General features: G+C 41.9%; 15 protein-coding genes, 1 tRNA gene and 1 other annotated feature. Of the genes, 6 read left to right on the forward strand and 10 right to left on the reverse strand.

Annotation, left to right across the window (positions count from 1 at the left end; genetic code table 11):
- Positions 1-421 precede the first annotated feature (421 nt).
- The 5 genes from ACM0OW_RS09300 (at position 422) to ACM0OW_RS09320 (ending at position 6,532) form a co-directional block, all read left to right on the forward strand.
- On the forward strand, positions 422-745 hold the full coding sequence (locus ACM0OW_RS09300) for a hypothetical protein (RefSeq protein ID WP_414549762.1): 324 nt from the start codon (positions 422-424) through the stop codon (positions 743-745).
- Between the two features lie 30 nt (positions 746-775).
- Complete coding sequence (locus ACM0OW_RS09305; RefSeq protein ID WP_414549764.1) at positions 776-1,321, forward strand: GIY-YIG nuclease family protein; 546 nt, start codon at positions 776-778, stop codon at positions 1,319-1,321.
- 117 nt (positions 1,322-1,438) lie between these two features.
- Positions 1,439-2,842 carry a protein kinase domain-containing protein gene (locus ACM0OW_RS09310; RefSeq protein WP_414549765.1) on the forward strand — a complete coding sequence of 468 codons (1,404 nt, stop codon included), beginning with the start codon at positions 1,439-1,441 and terminating at the stop codon, positions 2,840-2,842.
- A gap of 77 nt (positions 2,843-2,919) precedes the next feature.
- A complete protein-coding gene (locus ACM0OW_RS09315; protein ID WP_414549766.1) occupies positions 2,920-4,563 on the forward strand; it encodes a protein kinase domain-containing protein in 1,644 nt (547 codons plus the stop codon).
- A gap of 136 nt (positions 4,564-4,699) precedes the next feature.
- The gene (locus ACM0OW_RS09320) at positions 4,700-6,532 is read left to right on the forward strand and encodes a protein kinase domain-containing protein (RefSeq protein WP_414549767.1); all 1,833 of its coding nucleotides are present in this window, start codon (positions 4,700-4,702) and stop codon (positions 6,530-6,532) included.
- Positions 6,533-6,722: 190 nt separating this feature from the next.
- Here ACM0OW_RS09320 and rplL read toward each other — a convergent pair whose 3' ends face one another.
- The 8 genes from rplL to rplS form a co-directional block, all read right to left on the reverse strand.
- A complete protein-coding gene (rplL, locus tag ACM0OW_RS09325) occupies positions 6,723-7,112 on the reverse strand; it encodes a 50S ribosomal protein L7/L12 (RefSeq protein ID WP_414549768.1) in 390 nt (129 codons plus the stop codon).
- Positions 7,113-7,210: 98 nt separating this feature from the next.
- Positions 7,211-7,798 (reverse strand): 50S ribosomal protein L10, encoded by a 588-nt coding sequence (rplJ, locus tag ACM0OW_RS09330; protein WP_414549769.1) that lies wholly within the window; start codon positions 7,796-7,798, stop codon positions 7,211-7,213.
- A gap of 319 nt (positions 7,799-8,117) precedes the next feature.
- Positions 8,118-8,286: a sequence feature (ribosomal protein L10 leader region), on the reverse strand.
- 95 nt (positions 8,287-8,381) lie between these two features.
- Positions 8,382-9,098 carry a 50S ribosomal protein L1 gene (rplA, locus tag ACM0OW_RS09335; RefSeq protein WP_414549770.1) on the reverse strand — a complete coding sequence of 239 codons (717 nt, stop codon included), beginning with the start codon at positions 9,096-9,098 and terminating at the stop codon, positions 8,382-8,384.
- Positions 9,099-9,243: 145 nt separating this feature from the next.
- Positions 9,244-9,669, reverse strand: coding sequence for a 50S ribosomal protein L11 (rplK, locus tag ACM0OW_RS09340; protein WP_414549771.1), 426 nt, complete (start codon positions 9,667-9,669; stop codon positions 9,244-9,246).
- Positions 9,670-9,675: 6 nt separating this feature from the next.
- Entirely contained in the window at positions 9,676-10,308 is a 633-nt protein-coding gene (gene nusG, locus ACM0OW_RS09345) for a transcription termination/antitermination protein NusG (RefSeq protein ID WP_414549772.1), read from the reverse strand.
- Positions 10,308-10,529 (reverse strand): preprotein translocase subunit SecE, encoded by a 222-nt coding sequence (secE, locus tag ACM0OW_RS09350; protein ID WP_414549773.1) that lies wholly within the window; start codon positions 10,527-10,529, stop codon positions 10,308-10,310. The genes nusG and secE overlap by 1 nt, the downstream gene beginning before the upstream one ends.
- A 192-nt stretch (positions 10,530-10,721) precedes the next feature.
- Positions 10,722-10,794: transfer RNA gene (locus ACM0OW_RS09355), tRNA-Trp, on the reverse strand.
- Between the two features lie 197 nt (positions 10,795-10,991).
- Positions 10,992-11,354, reverse strand: a complete 363-nt coding sequence (gene rplS, locus ACM0OW_RS09360; protein ID WP_414549775.1) for a 50S ribosomal protein L19 — start codon at positions 11,352-11,354, stop codon at positions 10,992-10,994.
- 155 nt (positions 11,355-11,509) lie between these two features.
- Between rplS and ACM0OW_RS09365 the strand changes: the two genes are divergently transcribed.
- Positions 11,510-12,454, forward strand: a complete 945-nt coding sequence (locus tag ACM0OW_RS09365; RefSeq protein ID WP_414549776.1) for a glycosyltransferase family 2 protein — start codon at positions 11,510-11,512, stop codon at positions 12,452-12,454.
- Between the two features lie 84 nt (positions 12,455-12,538).
- Here ACM0OW_RS09365 and ACM0OW_RS09370 read toward each other — a convergent pair whose 3' ends face one another.
- Positions 12,539-14,653, reverse strand: coding sequence for an ATP-binding protein (locus tag ACM0OW_RS09370; protein ID WP_414549777.1), 2,115 nt, complete (start codon positions 14,651-14,653; stop codon positions 12,539-12,541).
- 487 nt (positions 14,654-15,140) lie between these two features.
- Complete coding sequence (locus ACM0OW_RS09375; RefSeq protein ID WP_414549778.1) at positions 15,141-18,374, reverse strand: efflux RND transporter permease subunit; 3,234 nt, start codon at positions 18,372-18,374, stop codon at positions 15,141-15,143.
- Positions 18,375-18,399: the final 25 nt, after the last annotated feature.

An 18,399-nucleotide genomic window follows, 5' to 3' on the forward strand; every position in this document is an offset into this window, starting at 1 on the left:
GATGATGATGATGATTACGATAGCTAGGTTGGCGTAGCCATAGATTAAAGCTAAAAGCTAAAACGTTAAACATAAAAGGCAAAGGAATCACTTCTTTTGCCTTTTTACTTTTCGCTGTTTGTCAAAAATCTGCCCGACTTAAATATTCTTAATCTAAGTAACTCCTTCCATAGTTGATGAAGTTCCACCAATCCCACTATGCTGATCTATAGCAACCGCCAAGGAGGTTAGGACATTGTTGATTGCCCAAAGCCTTGATGTCGGGGCGGGTTTATGAAAATTATTATTAGTAATTGAGCATATCTGTAAACCCGCCCCTACTTAGTTTCTACTCAGCACGCTGCTCAACGCCCCGCTAACAGCGCTTTGCTATATAGCTACACTATCCCTAGCAACTAAAAATAAATTACCTATACACAAAATGCCTTTTAAAATCGTCAAAAACTTTGATAGCAGTTTTACTCTAGAAGCAGAAGCACAAAAAACTCTGTTCAATCTTTTGAAAAATGAATCCTTTTTACAACAAGTTTGCCAACAATCCAAATTTGGGAAAGTTGAATTCACAGAATTACTTTTTCAACCAGTTCCCTATAGCTTATCTACTCCCAAAGGAATGCCAGCAGAATTGGAAAAATATCATGATTCTGACGAGTATGTAATCATCAATGTACCGCGAAATTTCATGTTCACCGCTAAGATTTTTCAACCCAGTCGCCTTTGTGCAATTTATCAAAATATTGGTTGACTATTTTTTAATTATTAAGGAAAACCACGCATGACTACTGAAATAAATATTCCTTCTTTGGCAAACTTGGAATATTCTCCTTACATTGATGATAACGGCCACTTACCTGAAACTTATCAGGGCAAAATAGGAGTATATGCCATCTTCAACGCTGAAAAAGTGCTGCAATTTGTAGGATATTCCCGTGATGTTTACCTGAGTCTGAAGCAGCATTTAGTCCGTCAGCCTCAAGAATGTTATTGGGTGAAGGTTCAAACTATTGAACGCCCTAGTCGCACAGTTTTAGAAAATATTGAAAATGCTTGGATTGCTGAAAATGGTAGTGTTCCTTTAGGAAATGCAGATAATAAGGAAACCTGGACACAGCCGATAAATGTTAAACCGTTAATGACTTCTGAAGAACAGGAGAAATATCACCATCCCGCTAATGATGAATTGGCAGAAATGAAAATCATTAAAAATGTAGCTCGGCGAGTAGAAGCAGAAATTTTACTGGTATTGCAGGAACGGGGCTTGCAGGAACAATTTCGTTTTAGTCCTAAGTTGAAGGAGGAAGGATTATTAGATTTGAAGTGAGTTGAGGGGGAGTTTAAACGCAAAGGGGCGCGGAGTTTAGCGCAAAGGTACGCGGAGGGGAGGAATGAAAAATTGTAAGATATATAACATGATTCTTGCATTTATCGGCGCTAATTTATGCAAATGCTGCTGAACAACCGCTATCAAGTGATTCGGACTTTAGGAAGTGGAGGGTTTGGGGAAACTTTTCTGGCGGAGGATACCCAAATGCCTTCTAGTCGTCGTTGTGTGATTAAACAGTTAAGACCAATTCAGAATAATCCCCAGATTTATCAGTTGGTGCAGGAACGGTTTCAACGAGAAGCGGCAATTTTAGAAGATTTGGGTGGATATACTGACCAAATACCGACGCTGTATGCTTATTTTCAATCAGAAGGGCAATTCTATTTGGTTCAAGAATGGATCGAAGGTGATACGCTGACGGCAAAACTGCAAAAGCAGGGGTTATTTAGCGAAAGTGCGGTGCGGCAAATTTTGGTGGATTTGTTACCAGTGCTGGAGTATGTCCACTCAAAGCGCATTATTCACCGTGATATTAAGCCGGATAATATTATGCTGCGTCATCGTGACGGTAAATCGGTGTTAATTGATTTCGGTGCGGTGCGGGAATCAATGGGAACGGTGATGAATTCCCAAGGTAATCCTACGAGCTCGATTGTGATTGGTACGCCTGGATATATGCCGAGTGAGCAAGCTGCCGGTAGACCAGTTTATTCTAGTGATTTATATAGTTTGGCATTGACAGCAATTTATTTGTTGACGGGGAAACAACCACAACAGTTAGAGTCAGATTCTCAGACAGGTGAAATCGTCTGGCGACAGTATGCTAGCCAGGTTAGTCCTACATTAGCAGGGGTTATTGACCGAGCGATCGCCTATCACCCACGCGAGCGATTCTCTACACCTACAGAAATGCTGTCAGCCTTGCATATCGTAGCAAATCCAGTACCACCGACTCAACCGTTTTTATCTCCCCCGCTCACCGTTCCTGTTAATCAGCAGCTTGTAACTCAAAGCAATAATCGCCATAGCATCCTCATGGGTAGTTTAATTGCAGGTGGGTTAATCGGTGCATCTGTAATTATTAGTCAGGTGTTGAAACCATCTCCTCAACCTGTCGTTAACCAAAAAGTTACACCCGAAGTTACCGAAACTCCTGTTGTGTCTTCATCTCCAGTAATCCAAAAAAATATTACATTTCCGGTCATCCAACAAACTATGTTGCCATCTCCGACAACAAACAGTTATTTGTGGCTGTCGGAAAGAGCCGTAATTGATGCTGATCTGGACGATAAAGAAGGTTTAGAGCTAGATATTATGCGAAATTCGATTTATGCTCGTCACGGCCGTCGCTTTGATACTCCTGGATTACAACAATATTTTAATAATCAAACTTGGTATAATCCTGTATACTCACCACAAGCATTTCCTTTTAAATTACTGTCAAATTTAGAGCAGCGTAATGCTGAATATATTAGTAAATTTCAAGACCGTCATCAAAGACGACATTTTCCGAAATAGTTAGGAATTTTAACGCAAAGAAGCGCGGAGTTGAGCGCAAAGGTACGCAGAGGTTTGATGTGGGTGAAGGACCATTTATGCAAATACTGCTAAACAACCGCTATCAAGTGATTCGGACTTTAGGAAGTGGAGGGTTTGGGGAAACTTTTCTGGCGGAGGATACCCAAATGCCTTCTAGTCGTCGTTGTGTGATTAAACAGTTAAGACCAATTCAGAATAATCCCCAGATTTATCAGTTGGTGCAGGAACGGTTTCAACGAGAAGCGGCAATTTTAGAAGATTTGGGTGGTTATACTGACCAAATTCCTACTTTGTATGCTTATTTCCGGTTAGAAGAGCAGTTTTATTTAGTTCAAGAATGGATTGAAGGTGATACGCTGACGGCAAAATTGCAAAAGCAGGGGTTATTTAGCGAAAGTGCTGTGCGAGAAATTCTGGTGGATTTGTTACCAGTGTTGGAGTATGTCCACTCAAAGCGCATTATTCACCGGGATATTAAGCCGGATAACATTATGCTGCGTCATCGTGACGGTAAATCGGTGTTAATTGATTTCGGTGCGGTACGGGAATCAATGGGAACGGTGATGAATTCCCAAGGTAATCCTACCAGTTCGATTGTCATTGGTACGCCTGGATATATGCCGAGTGAGCAAGCCGCCGGTAGACCAGTTTATTCTAGTGATTTATATAGTTTGGCATTGACAGCAGTTTATTTATTGACTGGAAAACAGCCACAACAGTTAGAGTCAGATTCTCAGACAGGTGAAATTGTCTGGCGACAGTATGCTAACCAGGTTAGTCCTACATTAGCAGGGGTAATAGATAGAGCGATCGCCTATCACCCACGCGAGCGATTTTCTACACCTACAGAAATGCTGTCAGCCTTGCAATTAGCTTCAAAAAGTTTCCCTTCTACAGTAGCTTATCAACATCCAGTAGTCGCCACAGCACCGCCTCAAATCCCATCTCAACAAACAGTTGCGGTTAGTCCAGGATCGACTATTTCCAAACCGCCTGAGCCAGCTAGTGGACAAAAGGGTATTTTTCTCGGCAGTTTAATTGTCGGTGGTTTAATAGGAGCTTCTATCATTGTTGGTTTTGCCCTCAATAGACCTCCACAACCAGTTACCCAATTAACTGACTCATTTAAAGAACCTGCGCCAAACAGAAATGAAGTGCGGAATATTGCAGAACCTGCACCAAATCCGATTGAACCACAAGAAGTTACACCACCTGTAAATTCTCCCACTGCCACAATTACAGAACCTGCACCAAATCCTATTCCACCAAGGAGAGTTACACCACCTGTAAATTCCCCACCTCCTGCAAGAGTTATTTCTCAACCCCCATCTTCTCCACCTCCTGCGGTCATACAGCCAGAAATTAATCGACCAACTCCTGCCGAAGCTGTACAAAATTATTATGTCAATATTAATCAGGGTGAATATGAAAGTGCGTGGAATCAACTAGCCCCCAGTCTACAAAATAATCAACGTCTTCATCCTGATGGTTATCTTTCTTACATCGACTGGTGGGGAGGAAAGGTTGAAAGCGTCAATGTTGAACAAGTTAGTTTGTTAGAAGCCAGTACAGAAACAGCCACCGTCAATGCTAAGTTTAAATACTTGATGAAAAATGGTAGACAAGTTCCTGGTTCGGTGAGATTTTCGCTTTTATGGGATGCTGAAAATAGCCGATGGGTCGTTAGTCAACTTAAATAGTTCTGCAACAACGGAAAAATTTGGATTTATTGGCGGTTAATTATTCCCATTGGAAGCATATTGGGATATAACCTGTCTTAAACTCGTCTCTTGTAACTGATGTACATTTGGAAAGGGCGATCGCTTGTAAATTTTCATGACAATAACGCTGCTGAACAATCGCTATCAAGTAATTAAAGTACTCGGCGCAGGTGGATTTGGGGAAACCTTTCTGGCAGAAGACACACATATCCCTTCGCGCCGTCGCTGTGTGATCAAGCAACTTAAACCGATAGCTAATGACCCAAAAACCTACCAAATGATTCAACAGCGCTTTGAGAGGGAAGCTGCAACTTTGGAGTATCTGGGTGACAGTTGTAACCAAATTCCTAAGTTATTTGCCTACTTTTCGGAGAATGAATTATTTTACTTGGTTCAAGAATGGATTGAAGGGCCAACTTTGACAAATATTGTCGAGGAAAGAGGCTATGAGAAGGAAACTACTGTTCGAGAAATTCTTTTAAGTCTGTTATCAGTTTTAGATTATGTCCATAGTAAAGGCATTATTCACCGGGATATTAAACCGGATAACATTATTCTGCGCGCGACTGATAACAAGCCATTTTTGATTGATTTTGGGGCAGTCAAGGAAACTATACGTTCAGTGGTTAGTCCCTCCAATCATCCTACGCGATCGCTTGTCATTGGGACACCTGGATATATGCCCACAGAACAAGCCATTGGACGACCAGTTTACGCCACTGATATCTATAGTTTAGGCTTGACGGCAATTTATTTACTGACGGGCAAACACCCACCAGAACTACAGACACACCTGCAAACTGGGGAAATTATCTGGCAAGAATTCGTCCCGGATATCTCGCCACATCTAGCAAAAGTAATTAATCAGGCAATTCAGCCTCATGTGAGCGATCGCTATAGTACTGCCAGTAAAATGCTATATGCTTTAAAACCCGCCACTAATATATCCCCATCATCCCCACCGTCTTATCACACTACCGCCACAGTCAGCCTGAGTCCTGCCCATGTAGCATCAACGCAGAAAACCCAAGCAATATCTTCTGCGCCAACTGTTCATAGCCGGAAATCGCTAAAACCCGCTTTAATTGTCGGCAGTTTAGTTTTGGTTGGCTTAATTGGTGGGGTAGGAATTTCTAGCTTCACTCGTCAACCACAGTCTGAAGAATCTCTCACCACATCCCCTACACCAAAACCATTTTCCAACTCGAATACTACTATAGATCCCACTTCTGCACAGAAATCCTCGCCTTCAGAATCTGCCAATCCGCCAGGGACTATACAACCTAGTCGAGATAGAGTAGTACCTGTAAGACCGCAGCCACAAGAAAATCCCATATTTACACCCGAAGCGGATCTTTCCACCTCATCACCGCAGCCAGAAGATAACCTCTTCCCTGAACCGCAGGGAGAAACCCCGGAATCTTCGACAGTTCCAGAAATTTTTGAACCACCACCGCAGCCAGAAATTTCTGAACCCCCACCACAGCCCGAAACACCTCAACCACCACCACAGCAAAATCAAGAGGCTGCGCCTAGCAATACCACAACTTCTAGTGTGCCAGCATTTCCTACAGGAACTTCTCAAGATGCAGTCAAAGCAGCACTAGGTAAGCCCAGTAAAAATACTAAAGGGTTATGGAATACTCGTGCTTTGCTTTATCAGTTAGAAGGCAATGTTGACCTTGGTTACTTATTTGACCAAAAAACCGGGGTCTTGCGCCAAACTGAAGTATCTTTTGCCCAATCTGTGCCGCCAGAAGTAATGCAAACAACATTACAGGGAATGCTTGCTGGTAAAGCTAATAGTGATATTAAACAAGGACTACAAAGAGTACGCGATCGCCAAACTAAGAGACACTCATTTAATGTGGGCGGATTAAAAGGTGTAATTGAACGCAATCAGCAGGATCGGATTTACATTGGTGTCTGGGACGCTGATTTGCATTAAAAAAAAGCCTGCACAAGCAGGCTTTTTCTGAAAGTCCCTAAACTTTAAGAAGATGCAGGTGGAAGGTGGCAGGAAACACAGGTTTGAATATCCATCTGAATTATTCTCCCTGCACCCCTACGACCGCGCTCAGGGCAAGCCTGCACCCTGCACCCTTGCCTCTTTTTCAAGTATTGGGGTACTATCTTGATTACTTGACAGTTACCTTACCGCCAGCTTCTTCGATGCGCTTCTTCGCGTCTTCAGCAGCGTCCTTAGTAATACCTTCTTTGATTGCTTTAGGCGCAGCTTCCACCATATCTTTGGCTTCTTTGAGACCTAAACCAGTCAATTCGCGGACAATCTTCAGAACAGCGATCTTCTTGTCAGCTGGAACTGAATCTAGTACCACGTCAAACTCGGTTTTTTCTTCTACTGGTTCAGCAGCAGCAGCAGCACCAGGAGCCATCATCATCATTCCACCAGCAGGTGCAGCAGCACTCACGCCGAAAGCTTCTTCAATTTGCTTAACTAATTCAGATGCTTCTAGCAAACGTAGGTTTTTTAATTGTTCGAGAATTTGATCAGTTGCAGCAGACATTGATATAACTCCTGTAATGTAAATTGTGTTTTTGCTTACCAAAAGCTGCAATTAACAGTAAATTCCAGCCGGCAAACTTTGATCTAATTTGGCGAATTTTATTCAGCCGCATTTTCGGTACTTTCGGTACTTTCGGTACTTTCGGTACTTTCGGTACTTTCACCTTGCTCTTGTTCAGCCACAGCTTGTAAAGCACGAGCCAAAGAACTGGGAACTTCGTTGATACCCACGGCCACTTTGGTAGCCAAAGCATTGATAGCTCCGGCAATTTGCGCCATGAGTTGTTCCTTGGATGGCAAGTCTCCTAAAGCCTTGACATCCGTGTCCTTGAGCAGGCGACCTTCCATAACGCCACCGCGAAGTTCTGTCTTCTTGGTAACTTTCTGAAACTCTTGATAAGCCTTAATTGCCGATGAAAAATCTTCTTTAACCAGCAAAAAGGCCGAAGAACCTTGGAGCAGTTCCGAAAGTTGTTGCCATTTTTCGTCACCATCAATGGCAATGCCCATTAAGGTATTTTTCGTTACCTTACAGACAGCACCACTCGGACGTAACTTCTGCCGTAAGTCAGTGATTTGAGCAACTGTTAAACCCTGATAATCAATTACCAGTGCCAAAGTTGACTCACTCAGACTTTCTTTGAGATCAGCTACTATCTCTTTTTTATTTTCTAGCGTTCTACCCATGCTTAGTTTTACCTCCAAGGGCAAAATCATTATTTTCCATTAAGTAAAACTTTCAGCAAATCTACTCTTGAGACTCAATTCGGTTTTACTTCGGTGCTTTAACTAAACCTGTCGCTTGGTTCTTGTTCACCTGTGTTCATTCGAGAGCAGCCAATTCAAAAATGCTAACATTCTTTTCTTGCTACTTTTCTCCTGTGGTCATGACTACACAATCAGCACAGCTATGACCCCAGGGTTTGACGGTAACGCCTGCGACGAACAACCTAGCCGTGACACGACTAATCTGACCGCTTGCTTCAAATGCGTTTTTTGATGACCCATTAAAAACAATTAACCCCAGCTATCTGAGCCGGGGTTTCATAGAAAAACTCATAATACCTCAGTCATCACACTTCAATGGGTGGCACTTCAGGTAATTAGAGCTTTAACCTCGGCAGGATATTTGAGCCATTGGCTCCTGCTGTCTCCGGCTTGGCTTATTTAATTTTGGGGGGGAGTGCTGTCGGTACTAAGCTAAAAAAATTGATCACTTAAAACAATCTTTTCTCGTCTCTAGTCCCTAGCCTTTAGTTCCTCATCCCGATTAAGCTAATTCGGTCAGTTTTAAATCCCGGAGAGCGTTGATATCGACTTTAATTGATGGCCCCATAGTTGAGGTGACATAAATTGTCCGCCAATAACGACCTTTGGCTCCTGAAGGACGGTTTCGATCAATCGTCTCTTGCAACGCCTTCAAGTTTACCAACAAATCTTCAGGCGTGAAAGATGCCTTACCAAACATAACATGGACAATACCAGTCCGATCAGCCCGGAATTCTAATTTACCAGCTTTGAATTCAGCGATCGCACTTGCAACGTCAAATGTCACAGTTCCACCCTTGGGTGATGGCATCAAACCACGAGGACCGAGTAACTTACCCAGTTTCGCCACCTGTGGCATCACATCCGGTGTAGCAATTAGCTTATCGAAATCCATCATCCCTTGTTGGATTTCGTTAATTAGCTCATCAGAGCCAACAATATCAGCACCCGCATTGCTTGCTTCGGTAACTTTTTCACCTCTGGCAATTACTGCCACCCGCACAGTTTGTCCTGTACCTTTGGGTAGTGTTACTGTTGTCCGCAACTGTTGGTCTGTATACTTGGGGTCAATCCCTAATCTGATATGCGCTTCTGCGGCTTCAGAAAACTTGGCTGTTGCCGTTTCTTTTAAGAGATTTAAAGCTTCTAGGGGCGTATAGTCCCTATCTTCGACTTTTTCTAACAGCGCCTGCAAGCGGCGCGATAATTTCTTGCCCATTTTTCTCTCCTGGGGTAATTACGAGACTTTACCTCTCCCCCGATAAATTAAGTGCTGTTAGCGGTAGCGGGGCGTTTAGCCCGTGCTGAGTTCTGACTTCTGAGTGTTTAGCGTTTTGCTAATTTTCATGGCTCTAAACTCTTGACTAATCTGAGACGGTAACACCCATATTTTTGGCAGTACCTTCCACAATCTTCATCGCCGCTTCGATGTCATTGGCGTTTAGATCAGGCATTTTGGTTTGGGCAATTTCTTGCAATTGAGCTTTTGTAATTGACCCAACTTTATTTTTGTTGGGTTCACTAGAGCCGCGTTCAATTTTCGCTGCCTTGCGAATCAGTACTGATGCTGGTGGTGTCTTGAGTACAAATGTAAAACTCCGGTCTTCAAACACCGAAATTTCTACAGGAATTACCATTCCAGCTTGGTCTGCTGTTTTGGCATTGTACTCTTTACAGAACATCATAATGTTCACACCGTGTTGACCCAATGCGGGTCCCACTGGTGGTGCTGGGTTGGCTTTTCCAGCATTCAGGGCCAGTTTAATGACCGCTACTACTTTCTTCGCCATTTTGTGTTAGCTCTGTTTCTCTACCTGATTAAATTCTAATTCTACTGGTGTATCTCGTCCAAAAATCGAGAGCAAGGCTTTTAATTTACTACGCTCTGGACTGACTTCAATCACCTCGCCTTCAAAGTCTTTAAAAGGACCCGAAAGCACGACTATCTTATCACCAGTCGCCATGTCAATTTTGACAATCGGCTCCTGTTCGCTAGTCTGCTTGAATATCCGTTCTACTTCTGATGGACCTAAAGGTACTGGTTTAACGTGACCACGGCTTTTGCTGCCGCCACGCTTTTGTTCTGCTCCCACGAAATTAATTACATGGGAGGTGTTTCGCACCACTTGCCAAGTGTCATCTTCCATCACCATTCGTACTAGCACATAACCCGGAAAAACCTTTTCCTCTGTTTGCTGACGACTGCCATCTTTACGGATTTTCACCGCAGGCGTGTGGGGAATTTCCACTTGAACAATTTTGTCGGATACATCAAAGGTTTGGATACGTTGCTCCAAGTTTGTCTTGACGCGTTTTTCACAGCCTGAAGCTACTTGTACTGCATACCAGCGTACTTCATTGAGCGCTGTTTCTGCTGCTTCATCGGAATGCAACGCTGAGTTGTATGGTTCGTCTGTTGCAGAAGTCATCAGAATACCTGTTGTGCTACCCAACCGAACAATCCATCGACCAAATATATCAAAGATGCGGAGAGTGTCACCATTAGCAGCACACCTGCTGATTCGCTCACTAGCTGCTTTCGACTTGGCCAAACCACTTTTTCCAGTTCTTCTTTCGTACCCTGAAAGAAGTTGACTAAACTGAATCCATTGGCGTTTGCTGGCATTTCTGCTTCATTTTTTTTGGCCATTGTCGTTTTCCCCCGGTTCTTAGATAAAGCTATACCCTGCTAATTTTCATTCAGGTTCACAGCTTGGATTGCATCATACTTACTGAAAACAAAAAGGCTGTAAATACAAAATAATCATACCCGAAAGCAACAGGGCTATCTGCTATATTAGCAGGCGTACTGTTATTTAGGGATGGGTTTTTTGATTTTAAGCGCGCCCTGGAGGACTTGAACCCCCGACATCAGGTTTTGGAGACCTGCGTTCTACCAACTGAACTAAGAGCGCACGAAGTGCGTTGGATTCAGTTATTTATCTGAACCTTTTTTAGTATAACGCATTTCGACTCTTATTTCAACTTATTTTTGCCGGGGGGACAAATTAACGGCTTCAGCCGCTTGCTAGTAGAAATTTCTCCCATACTTTGAGCCGAAATTTACTTACTCAGCACGGGCTAAACGCCCCGCTACCGCTAACAGCACTTTTCATAAAGCACGATCAAACCGTTGCTTGATTCGAGTAGCTTTACCTACACGTCCACGCAAGTAATAGAGTTTAGCACGGCGGACTTTACCTCGGCGGAGGATTTTAATGGTGTCGATGCGGGGAGAATGTAACAAAAATACTCGCTCTACACCAATACCTTGAAACACGCGGCGGACTGTAATAGTTTCGTTAATACCACCATTACGTTTGGCAATGACTACGCCTTCGTAAGGTTGGATGCGAAACTTTTCCCCTTCTTTAATCTTGACACCGACTTTTACGGTATCGCCCACATAGATGATGGGCAGATCCGATTTCAGCTGTTCCGCTTCAATGGAGCGGATGATCTCTTGAGCGCTCATAGTCTTTCTGCTTTAAAAACTCACAATCACTAATGATAAATCGATATTCCTATTTCAGTCTACTTATTTAGATGAAAATATCGATAATTTTACCGATTCCAATGGACTGGACATACAAGGTATATTATACGAGTCTGTGCCAAAAGCATCGGATTATGAAATTTAGCGTCGTCATCACTACTTACAACCGCTTAAACTTGTTAAAAAGAGCTATTAACTCTGCACTTAACCAGACAATACCTTGTGAGGTAGTTGTAGCCGATGACTGTTCATCTGATGAAACTGAAAAGTACCTCAAAAGCTTAGGTAATTCAGTGGTTTATCATCGCAATGAGGTTAACAAAGGCCACGCTGCTACAGTAAATGTTGGAGTGCAACAGGCTAGTGGTGACTGGATTAAGTTTTTGGATGATGATGATTATTTAGCTCCCAACTGTATAGCAGAAATGACCAGAGCGATCGCTTTGTGTCCAGGTGCTGTAATTTGTTCCTGTATAGCAGCTCAGGTAGATAGCCATGAAACAGAATTAAGTCGTACCCCCCAAATTGGCCCTGGGTTAGCTTTTTATATCCCACAAGCGGATATTCACTACGGGATGCTGCTAGAGCTTGTACCCTTTGGTACACCTGTTCAGGTAGCTTGTCAACGAGATGCTTTTTGCCAAACTTATGGTTGGGACTCCCAACTCGATACTAACTGTGATGACATTGATTCTTGGATTCGCATTGCTCAGTTTGGTCATGCAGTTTTTCTTAATCAGTGTTTAGCCTATCGAACTATTTGGCCTGGCGCTTATAATCAAAAGCTTTCTTTTTCCCAGAGGCTAAAGGCAAATATAATGATTAAAGAGAAAATTTACGCTTTAGTTGATCCAAAACACCAATCTCATCTGCCGACACTTGAGAATATAAAAAATTACTTGAAACTGCATTGGACTTTAGCAGCTCTTAAGCAAAGAAACTTCCACAGCTTTCTATTAATGTTAGATAAAACGATGTTTTTACCTGTTTCTTGGCAAATTTTATTAGCAACAGTTTTATCCCGGAAATCTTATTTTTGCAATTCTAATTTACGTAAATTCATTTTAATTAAGTCTTAATTTTTATCGCTGTAGTTATATCTGTGAGAACAGTTTTTATAACGCTGCTTAAAACCCCGCTTTCAGTGCCACCATATCCGCACTTTAGTATATTTTAAACTTTAGTTGCTGTTTTAACGGAATCTCAATCACAAATTGTGTTCCCTGGCCTGAAGATGAAACGCAGTAAAACTTACCACCGTGATTTTTGGTAATAATTTGATAGCTAATTGACATACCCATACCAGTTCCTTTCCCAATTGGCTTAGTGGTAAAGAAAGGATTAAAAATTAGTTGTTTGATTTTTTCTGGTATACCTAGCCCATTATCGCTAATTTTAATAGTAATTTGATGCTCATTAAGCATTTGTGTAGAAATGCGAATTATGCTGGGAGATTGCTGTATTTCATGGAAAGACCTTTTTTCGTCTCGTTCTTCTAATACATCTATAGCATTATTTAAAATGTTGATAAATACCTGATTTAATTGTCCAGCATAGCACTCTACAAGTGGTAGATTACCATATTCTTTAATCACTTCAATGCCTGGATAGTCATCCTTATCTTTCAAGCGATTTCTTAAAATTAGCAAAGTGCTATCAATTCCTTCATGGATATCAACTGCTTTATATTCAGCTTCATCCAGGCGTGAAAAATTTCGTAGTGAAAGCACAATTTGGCTAATACGTTCTGCACCTATTTTCATCGAATGCAGTAATTTAGGTAAATCTTGTCTGACAAACTCTAGGTCAATTGCCTCAATTTCTTCCTGAATTATCGGCACTGGTTGAGGATAGTGTTCTTGATATAAGCTAATCAGTTTAAATAAAATTTGAATGTAATCATTGGCAGGTGTAATATTTCCATAAATAAAATTAACTGGGTTATTAATCTCATGGGCTACCCCTGCGACTAATTGACCAAGAGAAGACATTTTTTCATTCTGGATCATTTGAGTTTGAGTACGTTGTAACTCCCTGAGAGCTTTTTCTAATGTTTGAGCTTGTTGCCGAAATTGAACTTCTGATTGTCGTAAAGCTTTTTCAGCAGTTTTGCGATCGCTCACATTACTCATTGTCCCAGCTATACAGTCAGTTCCTGTGATCTGATTGACTAAAAATTTTCCCCGGTCTTCTACATAGATATAGGAACCGTCTTTTTTACGCAGGCGATATTCAATTTGATACTGACTTTTGCTCTGAATTGCAGATGCCCACATCAACATCACCTTTGAGCGATCTTCATCTTCAATGTGCGCTTCCCAGGTAGCTAGATCAAATTGTTTCCATTCATCAGGAGTGTATCCCGTAATTTCCTCAATTGCTCCTGCCCAATGAATGTAACGGTCAGCTAGATCATAAACATAAATCAATTGTCCTGTTTGCTCAACAACTAAACGAAACTGATTTTTGCTGACCGCTAAAGCCGCTTCTACAGATTTGCGTTCGCTAGATTCAATTACAAGCCGGACAAATTCAGTAATCGAGCTAATAAAGTTTTCTTCTTCTAAAGTCCACTGACGTTGACTACCCAGATGTTCACAACACACTACACCAATCACCTTTCCCCTCGACCAAATCCTGACATCAAGCATTGAGCTAATGCCTAGCGGTAGTGTATAAGTTGCAGAAAATTCTGAAGTGCGAGGATCTTGATGAACATCAGGGACGGCAATCACTTGTTCCTCTTTCAAAGCTTGAAAATAGCTGGGATAGTCACAAACTAATAATTCCAACCCAGCTCTGTGAAAATTGTTAGGACGTTCATATAAATCAGCGCATTGAATTTTGGTATAATCTTCTGTGTACAACCAAACACCAACACGATCTACATTCAGACCAAGACTAGCCACTTCTGTAACATATTTGATAGCAGTGGGGAAGTCATCGTATTGCAATGACTCGCTTTGCACAAGTTGTTGCAACGCATTATTGTGTCTCCGAAAGCTCTGTTCAGTTTGCTGTCTGATTGCTTCAGCTTTCTTGTATTCGTTAATTTCTTGTTCTAACTGATGAACCTTTTGGTTTAACAGTGCTGTTCGTGCTTGTATTTCTTGCTCTAAGCTTTCATTAATTTGTTGTAAAAAAAATTCTAATGGCTGCTCTTTATTTACAAAACTATTATCTTTGATTCCATTCAGAATATTCCGCAGAGACACTTGAAAATCAGGTTGTAAATTCTCTCGATTATTAGAAGTAGAAACCTGGTTAAAAAATTCCATCTTCCTTTATCCTACAAGGGATTAAATTTAGTACATATCTGGCATATTTTTCCCATACCCTTGGAATGCGTAGATAAAAATTTGTATGTGCATTAAGTACAGAGCTATTGCTATTTATAGTTGTAGTTATATGGGGTAGGAAAAATTTCAGCGCTCTCAGCCTTAAAGTAACTGAATTTATCCAGCACTTTCCTTTACTTCACCCAATTTCAAAACAGCAATATTTTAGGAATACTAAAATATTGCCAAATATTAGAAAATTTCTGATTGCTAAATTAACTGGATTTTACAATGTTAATATACAGTTGGGCAAAAAGCGATTCCAGATTACGGCTAAAATTTTCATGATTATTTATCAACATTAAATGAATAAAGTCAATGCACCTTCAAAAGATGAATCATGAATTAGGGCGCAAAACCTTGCACCCTAACCAAGTATTTTATTATACACAATTAGAACGCCTATAGGGTGCTAAGGTAACTTTTCTTAGTAGAACTTTTTCTTCCATCCACCCATAAAGATTAAAATTGGCTTCGCCCAATGCCAATGTAATAAATCGTGCAGCATTGTATAAAAACAGGGGATGATAAACAATGTAAGCAATGTGGCTAAAGACAAACCCGAAAATACTACGACACCTAATGGTTGCAGAAATTCTGAACCCTCACCAATTCCCAAAGCTAGAGGAAACATACCTAACACTGTAGTGATGGTGGTCATCAATATTGGACGTAAGCGTTGAGGAGCAGCTTGTAAAATTGCCGTTTTCCTATCAACGTTGTCTCGTTCACGGATTTGATTTGCTAGTTCTACCATGATGATGGCATTGTTGACTACAATACCCACCAACAACACCGCCCCAACGATGACAGTTGCACCAATAGCGGTATTCGTCACGTAAAGTCCAAAAATTCCCCCGGCTAAAGCCAGAGGAATTGTCAACATAATCACCAAGGGGTCAATAAGTGAATTGTACTGCACTGCCATGACCACAAATACAAGAAAGCTGGCTAATCCACCTAATAATTGCAGTGAGTTTTGCAGTTCCTGATTAGACGCAGCCGCCGAACTGGGTAGAATACTCACACCTTCAGGTAAATTTAAACTAGCTAATATTGTATCTACCTCGGTGAAAGCATCACTAAGGTTAGCTCCTTCAGTCAAATTACCAGCCAGTATGAATACCTGACGCTGATTAATCCGCTGAATTTCCCCAGGTGCTTGTCCTTCAGTAATTGTAGCGACATCGCTCAGGCGGACTTGGCGATTATTATCAACAAACAAAGGTAATCTCTCTAATTGAGAAACTTCTTGGATCGATGCTTCATTTAACTGCACTCTGACATCCACTAAACGGTTACTGCGTTGTAGTCTGGTGGGTACACTACCTTGGATAGCCGTTTGAATTGTGTCACCAATATCTTGAGTACTTAAGCCAAAATTGGCTACTCTGTCCCAGTCAGGAATAATTTGGAGTTCTGGTTGACGCTCATCAGCATCGGGACGGAATCTGACTAAGTTGGCACGGTCTTCCAAAGCAGTCAGCACGTTTTGACCAGCTTGTTCTAAGTTCTCTGTATCGTTGCCCTGAAGGATGATATCAACATCAGCACCACGGACTGGGGAGTTGCTGAGAATTAAACCCCGCACTTGACCAGGAGAAAGGCGCAGGCGAATTCCAACTAAATTCAGCTGGTTAAATTCTTCGGTGACTCGTTCCACATAAGCTTCGGTATCGGTCCCTGGTTTCAGGGTAATAGTGCTTGTGCCTCTGAGGGGATTAGCACTGACATTTGTTCCAAAAAGCCCACCACCAGCTGTAGTGAAGACATATTCTGTCTCTGGTTGCTTCAGGAGGATATCATCCACCATCGCCATTACCCTTCGGTTGGTTTCTAGGGGCGTACCAGGCGGAAACTGAGCATTTAATCTGGCTTGTCCTGTACTAATGCGAGGTAGAATTTCTTGGGGAATTTGCGGAGCTATCCACAAACTACCACCACCGAATATGATGAAAGCGATCGCGACTGTTAAAAATCGCCAGCGCAATATATCAGTCAAAAACCGTTTATATCTATTTGTCGCTGTATCAAAGCGGCTGTTAAATTCTTCTAGCAGCCAAAATTTACTCAACCCACTGGAAAATTTCCATGACAAGGTGCGGGAGGTAAGCATGGGTATTATTGTCACTGCAATCAAAATCGAAGCGGCGACAGAAAAGGTGATGGTGAGAATTAACTCATTAAATAGCAGTGAAATAAAGCCGCCAATCAGCAAAAATGGCATCACTGCCACTAAGTTGGTGCTGGTAGAAGCAATTAAAGCTGACTCTACTTCCTGACTACTTCGTTCAGCCTGTTGAATCAGTTGTTGGGAATTCAATCGCGTTTTGGTATCTTTACCGGGAGTCATCCCTGCACCCTCGGCAATATTCTCCAACATGACTATGGAGTTATCCACCACAATACCCACGCCTAAAGCTAAACCACCCAAGCTGAAAATGTTGAGGGATAAGCCAAATATTCCCATTAAGATGATGGCGGCTAAACTGGCTAAAGGGATAGCAATGACAATAATAAAAGTTTGTCGCAGAGAACCAAGGAAGAGTAAAACCGCAAACGCAGCTAGTCCCGTCCCAATTAATCCAGAAGTCACAACATTAGAAATAGAATTGCGGATAAACTGTGACTCATCCAAGGTAGATGTAAGTATTGTTCCTTCAGGAACTACACCCGATGTTTGGAGTTCTGCTAAACGTTGTTTTACACCATCAACAACATTAACGGTGTTAGCATCTGGCTGTTTTTGAATGCTGACTTTAACAGATGGTTCCCCATTCAGTAAAACGGAAATGCGTTGTTGTTCAGAACCATCAATAACTTCAGCAAAATCTCGCAAATAAACGCGGCGATTCAACACTGGGGGCTGGGTATTGGAATCTGGGTCAGAATTGACCTCAAAAGATAAATTTTTAATTTCGTCTGCACTTTGGAAACGTCCCACAGTCCGAGTCAATGGCTCAGAATTTGACCCTAAAAGCCGACCACCAGAAACATCTTGATTGCGGTCTCTCAGTTCATCCAAGACATCGGTCAAACCCACTCCCAAGGCTTGCAAACGATCCAAATCTAGATTGACTCTAACTTCTTCTTTCACTCCTCCTGATACGTCTACTGATGCGACTCCAGGGACAACACCGAGTTCTCGAACTAATTCTTCTTCGGCAAAAACCCGCAAATTTAGGCTATCTAATGAGGGCGAAGTTAAGGCAAATTCGTAAACTGGTAACTGGGAAGGATCGAATTTGAATAAGCGTGGTGTTTCAATTGTGTCTGGTAAACTTCCTCTAGCTCGATTAAAGGAAGCTGTCGCATCGTTTAAGGCTTGATCAATATCGCCCCCTGGTTGAAAATACAGATCCAAACTGACCTGTCCTTCACGAGTTTGGGAAAAAATCTGTAATACACCTTCTGTGGCTGAAAAGGCTGATTCTAAAGGTCTTGTGACTTCATCAATTGCTACCTCTGGAGAAATTCCTGGTGCGGCTATCCGCACACCAATTCGGGGATAGGTAATTGATGGGAGTAAATCTACAGGGATTTTGATGATAAAAAATACACCCATTACCACTACTGCTAAAGCCAGCATGAGTGTGCCGATATGTCGGCGGATAGAAATAGTACTAATACTGAATCCGCTGCCCTTCTGTATTTCCTGCATCTATTGCTAATCTCCAATAAAAGGG

Origin of the sequence: Anabaena sp. CCY 0017 (assembly GCF_963920885.1) — a bacterium.
Taxonomy (GTDB): Bacteria; Cyanobacteriota; Cyanobacteriia; order Cyanobacteriales; family Nostocaceae; genus Nodularia.